Origin of the sequence: Paraburkholderia ginsengiterrae, assembly GCF_001645125.1 — a bacterium.
GTDB classification, from domain to species: domain Bacteria; phylum Pseudomonadota; class Gammaproteobacteria; order Burkholderiales; family Burkholderiaceae; genus Paraburkholderia; species Paraburkholderia ginsengiterrae.
In genome coordinates this window covers 58,892-74,152 of the sequence record NZ_LXKA01000326.1, presented here as the reverse complement: position 1 = coordinate 74,152, position 15,261 = coordinate 58,892, and the positions used below count along the sequence as shown (strand labels likewise).

Genomic DNA, 15,261 nt, shown 5'->3' with positions numbered 1-15,261 from the left:
CGGATACTCCGGTATTGGTCAGCCAGTACAGCGTGATGTTGTCGAGGATCTCGTCACGCGTCAGTTCGCCAGTGGCGCTCGTGGTCCGGTTCAGAGCCGAGACGACCGCCGCGGCCGGCTGGCCATCAGCATCGTTGTGGTCGAGCAGCCACGCGGCGAGGCCGACGGGTGAATCGGCAATGCCGTAGAGCGTCTGCGGACGCGATCCCATCAATCGGGCGTAGTCCACTTCCTTGAACGTCAGGGCGAGCTGCTCGTAGGCACGCTTCTCCTCCGCTGACAGGCCGGCTGGCGCCGGGGCGCCGATCTGGAGCGCTTTGTCGACGTCGGCTGGAACCGTCGCGGGCATGTTGGTGTGGATGCCGAGCAGTCCCTGGGGAGCCTGCAGACCCATCTGATCGACGACAAATGCACCCCAGTCGCCGCCCTGGGCGACGTAGTGCGTATATCCGAGACGGCGCATCAGCTCTGCCCAGGCGCGGGCTATGTGCTCGGGCCCCCAGCCGGTGGTCGTCGGCTTACCCGAAAACCCGTAGCCCGGCATCGACGGGATGACGACATCGAACGAGTCTTCGGCCTTCCCGCCATGCGCTACCGGGTCCGTGAGCAACCCGATGAGCTTGGTCTGCTCGAGCACGGAGCCGGGCCATCCGTGGTTGATGATCAATGGAAGCGCATTGGGGTTCTTCGAGCGAACATGGATGAAGTGAATGTCCACCCCGTCGATCGTCGTCACGAACTGCGGCAAGGCATTCAGCTTCGCTTCAGCCTTGCGCCAGTCGTAGTCCGTCGCCCAATAGTGTGCGAGTGCCTGCATGGTCGCGAGCGGCACCCCCTGCGAAGAATCGGTAACGGTCTCCTTTTCGGGCCATTGCGTGGCGGCGATGCGGCGGCGAAGGTCGTCAATGGCTTCCTGCGGCACATGGATCTTGGGGAACGGACGGATCGAGTCGTCTTCAGCCGTCGCACGCTGAGACGCAGACGGCTGATCCGCAACCGGAGCGGCATGGGCATAACTAAAGGCAGCGGTCAGGACAAGGCCGAGGGCAGCTGCCGCCGATGCAAATGGGCTGCGCCGGGTTGACGCTGGCGATACGATAAACATGATAAATATTCCGAATAAAAGCGCGCGAGTCTGCGGCGCGCGCCGGGTTATGCGCTCTGTTAGCGTTATCGAAGCCAGACGGGCCGACCGTCTGACAAAACTCGGTCGCCGTTCACTGCGCGGCGGTGTAGCGCGGCGCGGGTACGGTGACCGACAGAAGCGCGGACATTGCGCCGCGCGCGGACGTTCCAGAACACTCACTTGCTATGGATCTTCTAGATGAAAAGTTCTCCTTTAAGCGGTGGGGTGACGACAATCGCCTGACTCTCACGCTATCGCCTCTGCGTCCTCCAGTCGAATAGTAATTAGGCATACGAAATAATTAACCTGTTCGATGACGATCTGTGAATGAATGTCAGAGAAGGCTATATCACGATGAGCAGAGCTGACGTTTATCCGGCACGACTGCTCAGGCCTTTGCCAGCGCCTCAACGAGTTCACGTGCATTGACGATGCTGCGCGCATACGTCGGCCGGCTCAGTTCATCGGCTGCGTACAGCATCTCGTACCTGAACGCTGCCGTGGCGTCCTTGACGAGCATCACGCGCTTACTGCACATTTCGATAGCGTGCCGCCGCATGCTCCTGCGCGAAGTTCGGCAACATGGCCTGCCTCGCCGCCTGATACGCGTCCCACTGGCCGGCGTCGGGCAGCGGTGGAATCGTGACTGCTTCACGGCGATCGAAGCCGACGAGCGCGGCATCGACGAGCTCATCCACTGCCATCATGCCGGGTATCGCGTCCACGTCCCTGCCTGCTCGCGACCAGATTTCCGTGCGCGTCGCCGCAGGCAGCACCGCTTGCACGTACACGCCCTTTGACCCGAGTTCGAATTGCAGCCCCTGCGAGAGGTACAGCACGAACGCCTTTGTCGCGCCATAGACAGTCGCCCCAAATTCCGGCACTAGGCCGACCACCGACGCGATATTGACGATCGCACCCGTGCCTGCCTGCACAAAACGAGGCGCGACCGCTGCAGCGAGGCGCACGACTGCGGTCGTGTTCAGATTGACCAGCGAGGCGACGGTGTCCGGAGTCTGTTCGACGAAGGTGCCCGGCACACTCGTACCGGCGTTGTTGATCAGCACGCCGATGTGTGCGTCATCGCGCAAGCGCGCTTCGACCTGGCCGAGTTCGGACGCATCGGTGAGGTCCGCCTTGACGATATCGACACCGACGCTATTTTCCGCACGCAGTCGCGCGGCGAGTTGCTCCATGCGGCCGCGATCGCGCGCAACCAGTACGAGATCATGGCCGCGCTTTGCGAAACGATCGGCATACGTGGCGCCGATGCCGCTGGACGCGCCCGTAATGAGCACCGCGGGTTTCCTGGACATATCACTTTCCCTTTCAAGATGGTTTCATTTATACATGATACTGATCATGTATAAATAATCATGATGTTCATCATGTATAATGTCAAGCACTATCTGCGGGGAACGAAAATGAGAGTGAGCCGAGAGCAGGTTGCCGAGAACAGGCGGACGATTCTGGATGTCGCAAGCCGCCTGTTCCGCACGCAAGGATTTGACGCAGTGACCGTCGCCGACGTGATGAAGGCCGCCGGGCTTACGCACGGCGGCTTCTACGGCTATTTCAAATCCAAGGACGATCTGATTGCCCAAACGCTCACGCATGCGCTGGCGAACAGTGCAAGCGCGAGCTCTAGCTCTGGCGCAGACGCGGACCTCGCACACTATGCGGCGGCCTACCTGTCTCCGGCTCATCGTGACAACGTCGCGGCGGGCTGTCTGATTGCAGCGCTTGGCGCAGAAGCTGTGCGGCAGACGCCAGAAGCGCGCGCGGCAATGGCAACGGGGCTGCGGGAGCAGATTGAGCGGGTCGCGGCGAACGCGCCGCACCTCGACGCCGCAGTTGCGCGACGGAATGCAATTGGCAGCCGGGCCGCGATGCTCGGCGCCGTGATCCTTGCGCGACTTACGCAGGATCCAAAGTTTTCCGACGAAGTGCTCGAGGAGACAAAGGCGTGGATTCTGGAGAACGCGCAGAGGCTGGAGGGATGAAAATCTGGCTGAGGCCAGGCCGGCAGATTGGCGGCCGGCAACGGGCCAACGCGACGGCCATGAGAATCAGACAGCTCGGCCGTTGGCCTGGCGCCGGCGAGACCGCACGGCGGGCTCAGGTGATCCGGGAGTCCAACGATAAACAATGATGCTGGAACTGTTTGTAGTTGTCCTTGATGATCACCTACTCACCATTCGATCACAGGTACGCTCTGAGGCCATACATCGAGTCCACGTCATTGCCGACGTAGGCGGTATTTGAACTGCTGTCGATCAGCGTGGTGTCAATCTTGACTATGGTGAACCATGGCACAGCACGCTTTGTAGATCTCAACGTCCCAGCAGCAGGACCAATGACTGCTGTGTGTTCAACTGCCGCCCTTGCAGGAGTGACCGCTTGACGGACCGATTCGGGTCGTATTGGGAACGTCGAGATAGAGTTGCAGTGGCGGGGGGCAATGCCTGGGCACCGACGACAGCTTCCAAAGAAGGTCGTTCATGCTTCCGAGCCGCCACACATCGTGTGGAGCGGTGGACAAACAAGCCGCGCATGCCATGACCAAACCGAACAGATTGTGCCGGTCAGTCGCTTGAAGCGCCGAAACAGCGGCCGCACGAACGCGCCTTGCCCAGTCGCAGGCGCCCGGCGCTGACCGTTGCCTCACCACCGCAGTCGCACCGGCAAACCCACAAACCATCGCCAGCGTACCGCTCGGTCGTCAGCTGGCCAAACACCTCACCGCCCCGCAGCGCAGGTGAGCCTGGGCGAGACCGCCACGCACGACGTTGCTCACGGCAGCCACAATCACGCGTTCTGCCCCCTTCTACCGCCTTCAACTCGGCATTCACGTGGCCGCCGCAACGGCACCTCCAGAGCCACACATCGGCGCCACGATATTGAAGCGCGACAAGGTAGCCGAAGGTGCGACCAGCGACATCGCGACTAGGCGGAAAGGGCCAGTCAGGCGGCAAGGGGGGACGGATACGCTGATTCACAAAAAGTAAGTGGGATTCGGCGCCTTACTTTCAAGGCGTAACTGACGGCCTTCGATTCACGGGCGGGCTCAGGAAAGCGGGGGCAGAGCGGCCTCATACTGCCGACAGGTCGCCGCCTCGTTAGGAGGAGTGCATACGCGATTCAGCACCCCTGCATGTCAATGATAGTTCGTGGCAGCATCGTCATCGGCGAGTTATGAACTGTTCGGACTACGCCGTCAAGACACTTCCAATGGACACTTGGCGGCCATGAAGCGTCATTGGCCCGCGCGGGCACTCGGCCATTCGAATGTCGGCTTCAGCCACGCTAACGGACTTTCGTCTCCGGCGGCAACGGAAGTAGCTTCATCGGCATCCCCAGCATCCGTCCAGGATGCCCGCGACACCCATCGAACTGTTGCAGCGCTCGCGGTGCGAGCGGTTCTTCCAATCGCAACGCCACGTTGAGCACCTTGTCGTCGCCCAGGATCCCCTGCCAGACACCGCGTCAGTTGCCGTGCGCCGCCGGCGCGCCTCAGCTCACGTCGAAGGGGCCGAGACCATCCGATAGCCTAGGGGGGCAGACGCGGCGGCGATCGCGGCCGGCACCTGCCCCCGCAGCCAGGCGTGCGCCGGGTCGGCTGCGTGGCGCGGATGCCATGCCATGACCACCGTCTCGCCACGCGGCAGGAACGGCAGCGGCACCACCACGAGGCCGAGGCCGGGCGATGGCGTCCCGGCGCGGCGCTGCACGTCCATGTGCGACTGCGCTGCGTAACGGCGCGCGGTCGCAGGGCGGGCGGCGAACGGATGACCGGCGCGCACGACCGCGATCAGCGCCTGGGGGAACAGTTCGACGACTTCGATCTCCGGTTCTCGCGGTCTGAACGTACCGATGTCGAGATCGACGCGACCGTCGCGCAACGCACCGTCGTCGTCTTGTGTCTCGGTCACGAAGCGCAACTGGGCGCGCGGCACCTCTGCCGCCAGCGCGGCGCCGAGGGCACCGCCGAAGGCGATCGCGAAGCCGTCCGGTGCGCGCACGACGAAGCTCCGTTCAGTGGCCGCCAAGTCGTCCCGCCGCGGCGGCTGCACCAGCGCCGCGGCCTGCGCAATCCACTGCGCCACCGGCTCGCGCAGTGCCACGGCACGCGGCGTGGGCACCAGGCGTCGGCCAGCGCGCACCAGGAGCGGATCGCCGGTGAGCTCGCGCAGGCGCGCGAGCGCGTGACTGGTCGCCGGCACGCTCAGGTGAAGACGCTCGGCGGCGCCGGTGACGCTGCCGGCGGCCAGCAGCGCGTCGAGCGTGCGCAGTAGATTCAGGTCATAGGTTTTCATTTTCATACGGTGCAATATTGGCTTCGGAACATTGCACTAGTCAAGTGGGTCCTGCCGACCCAGACTAGCTCCATCGCGCCCCCCCTTCCATCACAACTTGATTCCTTTGGAAAAGCCATGACCACCGTTTCAGAGCACGACTCCCCCATCCTCGTGACCGGCGCCGCCGGCGCGGTCGGCGCCATCGGCCGAAGCGTCACCGAGATGCTGCTGGCCCAGGGCCACAAGGTGCGCGCCATGGTGCGACGAGAGGACACGCGCGCGGAGGACCTTCGCCGCCTCGGCGCCGAGGTCGTCGTGGGCGACCTGACCGACCTCGCCGCGGTGCACCGCGCCGTCGAGGGTTGCAAGCGCATCTACTTCGGTATGTCGGTCTCGGCGGCCTATCTCGAGGCCACCGTCAACATCGCCGCGGTCGCCCGCCACCATGGCGTCGAGGCCATCGTGAACATGTCGCAGATGACGGTCACGCAGATGAGCATTACCGAGACCACCGACAGTCCCCAGCACAAGCTGCACTGGCTCGCCGAGCAGGCGCTCTCGTGGTCCGGCCTGCCGGTCGTCACGATACGGCCGACGGTGTTCCTGGAGGGCTTCTTCCAATTGCTCGCCGCAGCGGGCGTGCGCAACAGCGATGCGCTCGTGCTGCCGCTCGGCGGCGGCCGCACCGCGCCCATCTCCGCGTTGGACGTCGCGTTAGCTGTCGCCTTGGTGCTGGACGAGCCGGCGCCGCATATTGGTCGCACCTACAACCTCACGGGACACGAGTCGGCCGACCTGACGCACTTCGCGAAGGTCTTCTCCGAGGCGCTCGGACGCACGATCACCTACCGCGATGTGCCGGTGGACGCCTGGATCGGCAAGCTGCGCGAGACCGGCGTTCCGCCGCACCTGCTGGCCCACTTCGCCGCGATGGCGCGCCTGCATCAGCAGGGCCGCTACGACCGCATGACGGACGACTTCACGCGTCTGACGGGCCGTGCGCCGGCGAGCATGCGCGAGTTCGTGCAGGCGCACGCTGCGGAATTCACGCAGTCCGCCACGACCGCCTGAACGAGGCCCACGCATCCGACGATCCGCGGCTGCGCCTCGGCGGCGGAACCGGATCGTCTTCCACCTGGCAACGGTGATTGCCGCCGCACCCGCTTATTCGTCGCGGGCCAGCTTCCTGGAGTCGCTGTTGAGCGGTGTGGAACGCGCCGGGCGGACAACCCCCGTCGGACCGCGCGCGGAGCGTTGCGAACTTGCTTGATCGCAACATGAGAGGAACCCCATGGGCACGGTAGCCAGTCGCCTCGGGAAGCTCTCGTCCAAGCGCTTGCGTATGGCATTGTCATCGCCCGGGCATCGTCGGGCGGTCTGTTTTTCTTACCTTGGAAAGAATCATGTCCGCTGCTCTTGCTGATCAGGCCAAGAAGATTTCTCCGCCTCCTGACAACTTGCCGGCCAACAAACTGCTGCACGGTCCGTTGTTGTCAAATCTGATCCGCCTTGCGTTGCCGACGGCCGCAGTGCTGTTCATGACGACCTTGGTCAGTGTCGCCGAGACCTATTTTGTCAGCTCACTGGGCCTCAAAGCGATCGCCGCTGCATCGCTGGTGGTTCCCGTCATGTTGCTGATGACCACGGTAGCGAGTGCCGGCATCGGCGGTGGCGTATCCTCTGCCATCGCCCGCGCCATCGGCGCCTGCCGCCAGGACGAGGCGGAAAGCCTGACGTGGCATGCGGTGGTCATCGGCGCCGTAGGAGGCGGGCTGTTCTCCCTGGTAGTGCTGTTGGCCGGCCCCGCGCTGTACCGCAGCCTTGGCGGCAGCGGAGCATCGCTGGACCTGGCGGTTCTCTACTCCAACATCCTGTTCGGAGGCGCGATCCCGTTTTGGACACTCCTGCTGTTGCAGGCGGCGCTGCGGGGAGCCAGCAACGTCAAGGTGCCGGCGATGACCATACTGTGCGGCGCGGTCGTCGGCCTGATCCTGTCACCGGTGTTGATTAACGGCTGGCTGGGTGCGCCGCGCATGGGGGTGGCGGGCGCCGGCGTCGCCCAGGTGCTGTGCAATATCGCCGCGCTGGCCGTGGTGGTCGTCTACATGCGTTCGCCCTCCTCGACGCTGCGCCTACGGCGCTATCCGCTGCGGCGCCAGCATTTCAGTGCGATCCTCGGCGTCGGATTGCTGTCGTCGATCAACGTCGTCATGTTAGCCATGTCAGTCACTGCCCTGACCGCTGCGGCCGGGGCAGTGAGCGTCGCCGCCATCGCCGGCTACGGCATTGCCTCCCGCCTCGAGATGCTGCTGTCGCCGGTGATGTTCGGCTGCGGAACCGCCGCGATCACGCTGGTGGGCACGAACCTGGGCGCAGGCAACGTGGCGCGTGCCCGGCGCGTGGCGATCGTGAACGTACTGTTTGTTGCCGGTGTGGTTGGACTGGCTGGATTGTTCGTTTCGCTCTTCCCGCAACTCTGGCTGGGTCTGTTTACCAGCGATAGCGCCGTGATGGCGGTCGGCGCGCAATACCTGCATGTGGTAGCGCCTTTCTATGCATTGATCGGCGTGATTTTCGAACTCTACTTTGCAGGACAGGGGGCGCAACGCATCCTCTGGCCGATGACAGCAAGCGTGGTGCGCTGCGCATTTGCGCTCGCTGCGATGGTGCTGGTCCTGCGAGGCTACACGAGTCTACACAATGCTTTCGTCCTGGTAGCCGTCAGCGTCGTCGTGGCAGCGACCATCAGCCTGCTTGGATTCCTGCGAACCCGCTGGGATCGTTAGACACCAGGGCATCCTCTGTTTGTTGAGGGCTTAATGAGTGAACGTAACCAATGAGAGGAGTTTATCTGGTATGAGCGCAGCTATTCTGGTGATTGGAGCCACGGGAACAACAGGCAAAGAATTGGTAAAGCTTCTGGCGAAGAACGGCCATAAAACGCGCGTTACCGTTCGCCCGACGAGCAACACAAGCGAGTTGGAAGCATTAGGAGTCGAACTGGTTCAAGCCGATCTGAACGATGTCGGCTCTCTGGTAAAAGCCATGGGCGGAATCAAGAAAGTATACTTTGCAACACCTCTTGTTCCGAATATGGTTGAACTTTCTTCTTCGATCATTCGTGCAGCTAAAAGAGCCGGGGTGAAACATCTTGTGAAATTATCGGGCGGCGGGGCTGAAATCGATCTGGACACATTGGCCAAGTGGCATAGAGCAGTCGAAAAAGAAATGGAGCAGTCCGGCATTGCCTATACTTTCTTGCGGTCAAATTCTTTTATGCAGAACTTAAGCAATTTCAACTCGCATACCATTCGTGATCATGGCGCTTTCTATGCGCCGCATGGCGACGGAAAATCGGCTTATATTGATGCCCGCGATGTAGCCAAGGTTGCTTATCGGGTCTTAACGAAAGAAGGTCATCTGAACAAGGCGTATTACTTGTCGGGGCCAGAGGCACTTTCTGGTGCCGAAATTGCGAATATTCTTTCTTCGGCAACCGGGAAACCAATCAAGTACGTAGATGTGCCGGTTGAAGCCGCTCGCGCTTCCATGCAGGGCGCAGGCATGCCTGATGAAATCGTCGAAGGCTTGTTAGAACATTTTCAGGTTATGAAGTTGGGATACACCGCACGGGTTTCCAGTGCGGTGGAAGAAATAACCGGACAAAGGGCAACCTATTTTGAGGCTTTTGCTCAAGCAGAGAAGGAAGCATTTGTCGGTTGAAGTACCGGCCCGAGCGAACAGCGAGTCCAAGTCGAGAGCGTGACAACGCGAAGAGTCGCGCCCGGTCGAGCCTGGACTAGATGGTGCTGGCGCCATACGGCCCAAGTCCCGCAACAACGGTGCAGAAACCATGTACGCAACAGTGGAGACCAAGCTATTCAAGATAGCGCCGTCAGATGCTTGGATTGACTGACGCAACAGCCTCCCGAACTATGAAGATTGCGCGACGAAGCAGGGTTTCTGCGTCGCGCCCTTAAGCGGCCGCTCGGCGGATTTCTGCACTATCTCGCTGGATCACTTCCGCCTTTTCCGCGGCGGCCGGTCCGGCCCGTCAAACGAAAGAAACGCGAGGAATGGTGCAAGAACGTACGGGAACGTCTCATCGGCCCCGGCAAGATGACTAATAAAGCGGAAGTTGAAAAGAAATTCCAGCTTCCGCTTTATTTGTCATCACCGAACACACCGGAACCCCGCATAAACATACTGATAATGCGGCTGAAACCAGTTGCGGAACGCCGGCCGCAGCATGCACTTCGCGGTGCGCGCCGATCCGCCCTTGATGACGTAATGCTGGCCGTCGAAAAAGTTGGCGGAGTAGCCGAGATAAAACGGAAAAGCTTCAAAACCGGGCAGTGCATCGAACACAGTGGATGTCCACTCCCAGCCATTGCCAAACTGGCCTTCAACGCCGAACGAACTAACGTTATCCGGATAGGCGTCGACAGGCTGCGGGTCCCAACTGCGGAAATCGAAATTACCCGAAGCTGCATGCGGTGCGCCGTGTGCCGCGCGTTGCCATTGCTCCTCGGTGGGCAGCGTCTTGCCGGCCCAGCGCGCGTACGCGCTCGCTTCGGCGTGGCTGACGTACACGGGCCAGTCGAGCGGCAGCGGGATCTCGTTGAACATGGTGCGCAGCATCCACGAGCCAGCTTTGCCGTTGACATCTTGCCGCGACCAGCAGGCCGGATGCTCGATGTGCTCGGCTTGCCGCCACGCCCAATCATTCTCTGACCACCACTTCGGTTCGCGATATCCACCTGCCTCGATGAACTCGCGGAACGCGCCGTTCGTCACCATGTGGCGATCGATCTCGAAAGCCGGCACGTCGACATGCATTTCGCCGAATTCATTGTCCCAACCAAAGTGGCCACTATCGCGCGCCATACCGAGCACGGTCGAGCCGGCCGGAATGCTCACCATTGGCGATAACGCTTCGCGCCGCGCTGTTTGCGTCGCGACGGGATCGCTCGGCACGCTGATCTTCTGCGCAAGCGGCAACTGATGAAGCATGTACGCCAGCGTTTCGGCATGCATCAATCTGTGCTCGATCGCGACGTTCAGCAACTGTCCGGAAGCGTCAACTTGCGCGCCGTGCGTTAGCGCGTCAAGCTCACGGTCTATCTGTGCGCGGGCGCGCGAGCCGTAGTCGCGCACGGCGTCGAGCGAGGGCCAGTCGCCTGGTTGGTCGGTCGGGAAACCGCCGTCGACGGGATCGATGCCGAAGGCGAACAACTGGTCGAGGTGCGGGTCGAACGCCGGCAGATCGAACAGACGCTGATCGAACAGATTACGATCGAAAGCTTCCAGGTGGCCGATATAAAACACGATCCGGTGCCGTTCACGGATCGGCCGTTCATACAGGAACCCGGGTTTGACGATGGAAAACAGCGCGTCAGTCACTTGACGCGCTTCGAGCAGACGTTGGACGAGCGGATGACGCGGAGCGGGGTCGCGATTCATTTCGCCAGGTCTCCTTGCGGGGGACGGACTAAAGACTGTACCCGCTCGCAGGAGCCATGCCAAGACGAAAGCGCGTTAAAAGACAATGGGCGGGGGCGTGGCGGCGCGGGCCGGTCCACAGCCCGCGGCTTAAACCTGACGTAAACCTTCCCGGTCGACGATCCGGATGTGCTTGCCCTGCGTGTCGATCAAGCCACGCTTTTGAAATCTTGACAGGGTGCGGCTCACGGTTTCAAGCGTCATGCCGAGATAGCTGCCCATGTCCTCGCGCGTCATGCGCAGGTTGAATTCCGCCGACGAATAGCCGCGTTGCGCATTGCGCTCCGATACGTCGAGCAGGAACGTCGCGACCCGCTCGTCCGCCGACAATGAGCCGAGCACCATCATTTGCGCCGCCTCGCGGACGATCTGTTCGCCGAGCAGCTTGTGCATGCGCTCCTGCATCGAACCGATTTCGCGGCACAACGATTTGAGCGACGCGTAGGGGACGATGCAAACGGTGCTGTCTTCGAGCGCGAGGGCGCTGCACGCATGCACGTCGTTGCTGATGCCGTCGAGACCGAGCGCTTCGCCGGGAAGGCGCAAACCCGTGACCTGCTCGCGGCCGTCACGGTGCGCCATGACGGTTTTCATCGAACCGGAACGCACGGCATACATATTGTCAAAACGGTCGCCGCTGCGATACAGCGTTTCGCCGCGCTGCACGGAGCGAGCGGAGCAGATGAGTGTTTCGAGTTTCGCCAGTTCGCCGCTCGACAAGCCTTGAGGCATGCAGAGCTGCCGCATCGCGCAACTCGAACAGCGGGCGGTGGTGCGAGCGGCCGCCCGAGTCGACGCAGCGCGGCGGCGGCCGCGCGCCGGCGATGGGCTCGCGATGGAGGCGGCGGATTCGGCAGTGCCGGCGGAGCGCGTGACAGCGGTAGGAGTGAGCATGTTCAGCAGCCATGTGTGTGGGTTGATGACTGATTGTCCCACCGGCCACGCTGCCTGCTTCGCGACAAAGTGACGCGCTCAGGAAGTTCGTTGTCTTGAGCGGCGTCACGCCTGCTTACAACGTATTTGATATGGACTGCAATGCATTGTGTGGCAGGCAGGATAGCGCTCAGGCAGCGTCGCCACCCTTACCCGCGGCGGACGGGATCAGCAGAACCGGCAAGCTTGCCTGCCGCACGCAGCGTTCGGCGACACTGCCGAGAATCAGCCGTTGAAAACCGCGCCGCCCGTGTGTGCCCATGACCAGCAGATCAGCATTGAAATCGGCCGCTGCCTTGAGGACGACCACTGAAACATCGTCAAGCGTCGATGCCTCGCCCACGACGAGTTCGCCCTTCACGCCCTGTTCGGCCATGACCTTGGCGAATTCGGCGGCGAGCTCCCTGCCTTCCTCGATTAGACGGTTGCGCAGCACGGATGGGTCGTAGCCGGGTGCTTCGAAATACATCGGCGTGTTTTCGACGACATAGAAAGGCTGCATAACCGCGCCCGTGGATTTGGCGAGAGCGAGCGCTGCGTCGAACGCACGGCGCGAGGTATGACTGCCGTCGACCGCTACAAGGATGCGTGTGTACATATCGACTCCGCGTTTGAAGAATCCGGATGCCGCGGCCGATTCAACGGGCCGGGCTCATTGGCGAGAGATTGCCTCCGCGAGCTTAAATGATTGCTGAAAAAGATGCAGTCGACCAGGATGTAAATCAAACTTTTACCTAATTTTGCGATAGCGGGGCCGTTCCCGACAAGCGCCGTCCGGTAAGCGCAGGAAGCCTTCGCGCTGAGTCGAGGCACCTTTCCAGGATCAGGACAGGGTCGGGTTTGCCTTACAATCAGAACCAATTCAGACAAGCTGCTTCAGCCCTGCTGATGAACGAGCAAAAAACGACGGGCTTGCCCGACCGGATCTACAGCGACATCCTGAATCGCATTGTCGAAGGCGAGTACAAGGAGGGTGAGCGGCTGCCGACCGAGCACGCTCTCGCCGAGCGTTTCGCGACGTCGCGGCCGACCGTGCGCGAGGCGCTCGCACGCTTGCGGGCGGACGGCATCATCATGACGCGGCACGGGTCGGGCACGACGGTCGCGCGCCGCCCGGACCCGGACGTGCGCCGCTTCGCGCCGCTCGAAACGCTGTCTGACATCCGCCGTTGTTATGAATTTCGCATCGTGACCGAAGCGGGCGCGGCGGAGCAGGCGGCGCTCAAAGCCGACGCCGACGATGTCGCCGCGATCCAGCATGCGTGGGATCAGTTGGAACGCATCATTGAGACGCGGGGCATTGGCGCGCAAGACGACTTCCTGTTCCACCTGGCGGTGGCGCGCGCGTCGAAGAACCCGTTTTTCATCACGGTCATGTCGTTCATTGAAGAACAGATCGTGTTCAGCATGAACCTGTCACGCAATCTGTCTCTGCTGAAGACGGTGGAGCGGCAGCGGCTCGTGCAGGCCGAGCACCTGGCCGTGCTCGACGCGATTCGCCGCAAGGACGCAGTAGCCGCCGGGAACGCGATGCGAGCGCATCTCGAGAACGCGCTCGAACGCATGTTCGGCTCATGAGCCGGCGAGTGAGACGGGCAATCAGGCCGCGGCCGCCATCGGCCCGAACAGGGCAGTGCGGGTCTTCGGACTCACCGCGATGTCCAGCGCCACCGCCCGCTCCACGCCGATCTGCAACGGCGATCCGAGCCGGCTGATCTCAATGCCGGTCTTGCGCAGCAGCCGTTCGATCGGCGTGGTGGTCACCGTGACGTAGCGGGTAATGCCCATCCGGTCGGCGAACGTCACCAGTTCGTGAATAGCCTGCATCGTCACGTCGGCAAAGCCGAACGATTGTTCCTCGCCACCGGTTTCAATCGCAAAGCGGCTCAATTCCCAGATGTGCCGCCCAACCGGCGCGTCCGCGCCGTGCAGCAATTGCGGGAAGGTGTCCTTCAGCATATTGGGGCCCTCGGTCGGCATCAGGCGCCAGCAGCCGCGTACCCGCCGGTCTTCGCCCTGAATCAGCATGTAATGCGGCCCGAGCGCGTCGTAGCCGTCGATCTCCATGCCCGCAATGGTGGGGATATCCCAACCGAGGCGCCCGTGGAACACCCGGGCCCGCAGGCGGTACATCTCGTTGATGTCCGCGTTGTCGAATTCCTGACGCATTCCAATCCGGATTGCTGCTTGCATGACGTTCTCCTGAACGTGTTGGGATACCCAATACGCAAGAAAACTTATGCATTTTGAATCGTTCCGCTACCTACCTACCTGGATAGGTGTGCATGCTTATCGGGTAAAGCAGAATTCGAGATAGGCATCCGCACTCAACCGACAGGACACGAAAATGGAACTTCTCGACAACCAATGGCAACCGCAGACTGGTCTTCAAACCCGCCCGGCAGAGCCGTCCTCGGCGGTGGATCGCGTTTTAATCATTGCGTACCGCAAGAAGAAAAAAGAGAGCCAGCGCCGCTTCTGGGCCCGTTTCGGCGTCACGCAGTCGCGCGGCAGCCGGTTTGAAGCGGGGGCCGAAATCCCGGCGCCGGTGTCGATCCTGCTGGGTCTGTACTTCACCAAGACCGTGTCTGACGCCGATCTGGGCCGTGCCGAGCGGGTGCTTCACAGCCGCGACGCCGCCGCCTTGCTCAACCCGGGTCAATAAGCCCGAGCTGCGTTGCGATCACGGCCGCTGCGCGCCGCGAATTCACCCCGAATTTCGTCCGGATGTTTTTCATGTGGAAGTTCACCACAGCTTCCGAACAGTTCAGGATGTGGGAAATTTCCCAGGTGGATTTGCCGCGCGCGGTCCATTTCAGGCATTCGCGCTCGCGCGGCGTCAGCTTCGGCAATAGGGTCTGCGCGTGCGTATCCAGATGCCGCTGGCTGGTATCGATCACCAGATCGCGCAATAGCACCAGATTCGGCAACGCCACGTTGATATGGCGCCAGAATTCGTCGGTGGGATTGCTGTCGTTGACGAAGCACATCATGCCGGCTTGCTGGTTCGGCCCATGAATCGGCAACGTGATGCCGGCGCGCAAGCCGTGCGAGCGGGCTTCCTCATACATGGATTGCTGCGGCGCGGTCGCGAAAACGTCCGGCGACCAGATCAGCGGGCTGGCGCGCGTCGCGCAATGCGTCACGGTCGGGTCGATGTGGACCAGCCCCTGCTCGTCATAGGTGCGCCGCCATACTGGCGAATAGGTACTGCGCACATAGGCATCTTCAAGGCGCATTGTCGGGCGCGGCAGCACGGCGACCAGAAGCTTGTCGAAACCCCAATTCTCGGCAAGACCCGCGATCGCGCCGAACCATTCCGCTTCGTCGGCGGCGTCCAGCAACGGTGCCATCTGCTCGATAAAATGTAGCGGCAATTTTAACTCTCTCAGGCTCGCAAAC

15 protein-coding genes and 1 pseudogene are annotated in these 15,261 nt (G+C 61.9%); 6 read left to right on the top strand and 10 right to left on the bottom strand.

Annotation, left to right across the window (positions count from 1 at the left end; translation table 11 throughout):
* The 3 genes from A6V37_RS22370 to A6V37_RS22365 form a co-directional block, all read right to left on the bottom strand.
* Positions 1–1,105: epoxide hydrolase (locus tag A6V37_RS22370; protein WP_082904866.1), on the bottom strand; the 1,105-nt coding region annotated here is incomplete at its 3' end.
* A gap of 409 nt (positions 1,106–1,514) precedes the next feature.
* Positions 1,515–1,649, bottom strand: coding sequence for a hypothetical protein (locus A6V37_RS42875; RefSeq protein ID WP_278185274.1), 135 nt, complete (start codon positions 1,647–1,649; stop codon positions 1,515–1,517).
* A 4-nt stretch (positions 1,650–1,653) separates the two neighbouring features.
* Positions 1,654–2,442 carry an SDR family NAD(P)-dependent oxidoreductase gene (locus A6V37_RS22365; protein ID WP_064267442.1) on the bottom strand — a complete coding sequence of 263 codons (789 nt, stop codon included), beginning with the start codon at positions 2,440–2,442 and terminating at the stop codon, positions 1,654–1,656.
* Positions 2,443–2,502: 60 nt separating this feature from the next.
* On the opposite strand from A6V37_RS22365, the gene A6V37_RS22360 reads away from it, so the two are divergent.
* On the top strand, positions 2,503–3,129 hold the full coding sequence (locus A6V37_RS22360) for a TetR/AcrR family transcriptional regulator (RefSeq protein ID WP_242665785.1): 627 nt from the start codon (positions 2,503–2,505) through the stop codon (positions 3,127–3,129).
* Between the two features lie 66 nt (positions 3,130–3,195).
* Here the strand turns inward: A6V37_RS22360 and A6V37_RS42515 are convergent.
* A pseudogene (locus tag A6V37_RS42515) lies at positions 3,196–3,415 on the bottom strand (hypothetical protein); the annotation flags it as partial.
* Positions 3,416–4,644: 1,229 nt separating this feature from the next.
* Positions 4,645–5,442, bottom strand: a complete 798-nt coding sequence (locus A6V37_RS22355; RefSeq protein WP_064286355.1) for a LysR family transcriptional regulator — start codon at positions 5,440–5,442, stop codon at positions 4,645–4,647.
* Between the two features lie 117 nt (positions 5,443–5,559).
* On the opposite strand from A6V37_RS22355, the gene A6V37_RS22350 reads away from it, so the two are divergent.
* The 3 genes from A6V37_RS22350 (at position 5,560) to A6V37_RS22340 (ending at position 9,147) form a co-directional block, all read left to right on the top strand.
* A complete protein-coding gene (locus A6V37_RS22350; RefSeq protein WP_064267441.1) occupies positions 5,560–6,495 on the top strand; it encodes an NmrA family NAD(P)-binding protein in 936 nt (311 codons plus the stop codon).
* 332 nt (positions 6,496–6,827) lie between these two features.
* Positions 6,828–8,210 (top strand): MATE family efflux transporter, encoded by a 1,383-nt coding sequence (locus A6V37_RS22345; protein ID WP_064267440.1) that lies wholly within the window; start codon positions 6,828–6,830, stop codon positions 8,208–8,210.
* A 70-nt stretch (positions 8,211–8,280) separates the two neighbouring features.
* A complete protein-coding gene (locus A6V37_RS22340) occupies positions 8,281–9,147 on the top strand; it encodes an SDR family oxidoreductase (protein WP_064267439.1) in 867 nt (288 codons plus the stop codon).
* 450 nt (positions 9,148–9,597) lie between these two features.
* Here the strand turns inward: A6V37_RS22340 and A6V37_RS22335 are convergent, their stop codons facing one another.
* From A6V37_RS22335 to A6V37_RS22325, 3 genes are all read right to left on the bottom strand, one after another.
* Positions 9,598–10,887 (bottom strand): SUMF1/EgtB/PvdO family nonheme iron enzyme, encoded by a 1,290-nt coding sequence (locus A6V37_RS22335; RefSeq protein ID WP_064267438.1) that lies wholly within the window; start codon positions 10,885–10,887, stop codon positions 9,598–9,600.
* Between the two features lie 129 nt (positions 10,888–11,016).
* Entirely contained in the window at positions 11,017–11,673 is a 657-nt protein-coding gene (locus tag A6V37_RS22330) for a helix-turn-helix domain-containing protein (protein ID WP_064267460.1), read from the bottom strand.
* A gap of 316 nt (positions 11,674–11,989) precedes the next feature.
* Positions 11,990–12,457 carry a universal stress protein gene (locus tag A6V37_RS22325; protein ID WP_064267437.1) on the bottom strand — a complete coding sequence of 156 codons (468 nt, stop codon included), beginning with the start codon at positions 12,455–12,457 and terminating at the stop codon, positions 11,990–11,992.
* A gap of 290 nt (positions 12,458–12,747) precedes the next feature.
* Between A6V37_RS22325 and A6V37_RS22320 the strand changes: the two genes are divergently transcribed.
* Positions 12,748–13,437: a FadR/GntR family transcriptional regulator gene (locus tag A6V37_RS22320; RefSeq protein ID WP_064267436.1), complete on the top strand. Its 690-nt coding sequence runs from the start codon at positions 12,748–12,750 to the stop codon at positions 13,435–13,437.
* Between the two features lie 21 nt (positions 13,438–13,458).
* Here the strand turns inward: A6V37_RS22320 and A6V37_RS22315 are convergent, their stop codons facing one another.
* Positions 13,459–14,052: an acyl-homoserine-lactone synthase gene (locus A6V37_RS22315; RefSeq protein ID WP_064267435.1), complete on the bottom strand. Its 594-nt coding sequence runs from the start codon at positions 14,050–14,052 to the stop codon at positions 13,459–13,461.
* 154 nt (positions 14,053–14,206) lie between these two features.
* Here A6V37_RS22315 and A6V37_RS22310 point away from each other — a divergent pair, with 154 nt between their 5' ends.
* Positions 14,207–14,524 carry a helix-turn-helix domain-containing protein gene (locus A6V37_RS22310; protein ID WP_064267434.1) on the top strand — a complete coding sequence of 106 codons (318 nt, stop codon included), beginning with the start codon at positions 14,207–14,209 and terminating at the stop codon, positions 14,522–14,524.
* Here the strand turns inward: A6V37_RS22310 and A6V37_RS22305 are convergent.
* On the bottom strand, positions 14,508–15,212 hold the full coding sequence (locus A6V37_RS22305; protein ID WP_064267433.1) for a helix-turn-helix transcriptional regulator: 705 nt from the start codon (positions 15,210–15,212) through the stop codon (positions 14,508–14,510). The two genes, A6V37_RS22310 and A6V37_RS22305, sit on opposite strands and share 17 nt — an antisense overlap.
* Positions 15,213–15,261 lie beyond the last annotated feature (49 nt).

What these genes read in the sequence shown, in the direction of transcription:
- A6V37_RS22365 (WP_064267442.1), bottom strand. Translation starts at nt 2,442, where the DNA reads ATGTCCAGGAAACCCGCGGTGCTCATTACGGGCGCGTCCAGCGGCATC.
- A6V37_RS22360 (WP_242665785.1), top strand. Translation starts at nt 2,503, where the DNA reads ATGATGTTCATCATGTATAATGTCAAGCACTATCTGCGGGGAACGAAA.
- A6V37_RS22355 (WP_064286355.1), bottom strand. Translation starts at nt 5,442, where the DNA reads ATGAAAACCTATGACCTGAATCTACTGCGCACGCTCGACGCGCTGCTG.
- A6V37_RS22350 (WP_064267441.1), top strand. Translation starts at nt 5,560, where the DNA reads ATGACCACCGTTTCAGAGCACGACTCCCCCATCCTCGTGACCGGCGCC.
- A6V37_RS22345 (WP_064267440.1), top strand. Translation starts at nt 6,828, where the DNA reads ATGTCCGCTGCTCTTGCTGATCAGGCCAAGAAGATTTCTCCGCCTCCT.
- A6V37_RS22340 (WP_064267439.1), top strand. Translation starts at nt 8,281, where the DNA reads ATGAGCGCAGCTATTCTGGTGATTGGAGCCACGGGAACAACAGGCAAA.
- A6V37_RS22335 (WP_064267438.1), bottom strand. Translation starts at nt 10,887, where the DNA reads ATGAATCGCGACCCCGCTCCGCGTCATCCGCTCGTCCAACGTCTGCTC.
- A6V37_RS22330 (WP_064267460.1), bottom strand. Translation starts at nt 11,673, where the DNA reads ATGCGGCAGCTCTGCATGCCTCAAGGCTTGTCGAGCGGCGAACTGGCG.
- A6V37_RS22325 (WP_064267437.1), bottom strand. Translation starts at nt 12,457, where the DNA reads ATGTACACACGCATCCTTGTAGCGGTCGACGGCAGTCATACCTCGCGC.
- A6V37_RS22320 (WP_064267436.1), top strand. Translation starts at nt 12,748, where the DNA reads ATGAACGAGCAAAAAACGACGGGCTTGCCCGACCGGATCTACAGCGAC.
- A6V37_RS22315 (WP_064267435.1), bottom strand. Translation starts at nt 14,052, where the DNA reads ATGCAAGCAGCAATCCGGATTGGAATGCGTCAGGAATTCGACAACGCG.
- A6V37_RS22310 (WP_064267434.1), top strand. Translation starts at nt 14,207, where the DNA reads ATGGAACTTCTCGACAACCAATGGCAACCGCAGACTGGTCTTCAAACC.
- A6V37_RS22305 (WP_064267433.1), bottom strand. Translation starts at nt 15,212, where the DNA reads ATGGCACCGTTGCTGGACGCCGCCGACGAAGCGGAATGGTTCGGCGCG.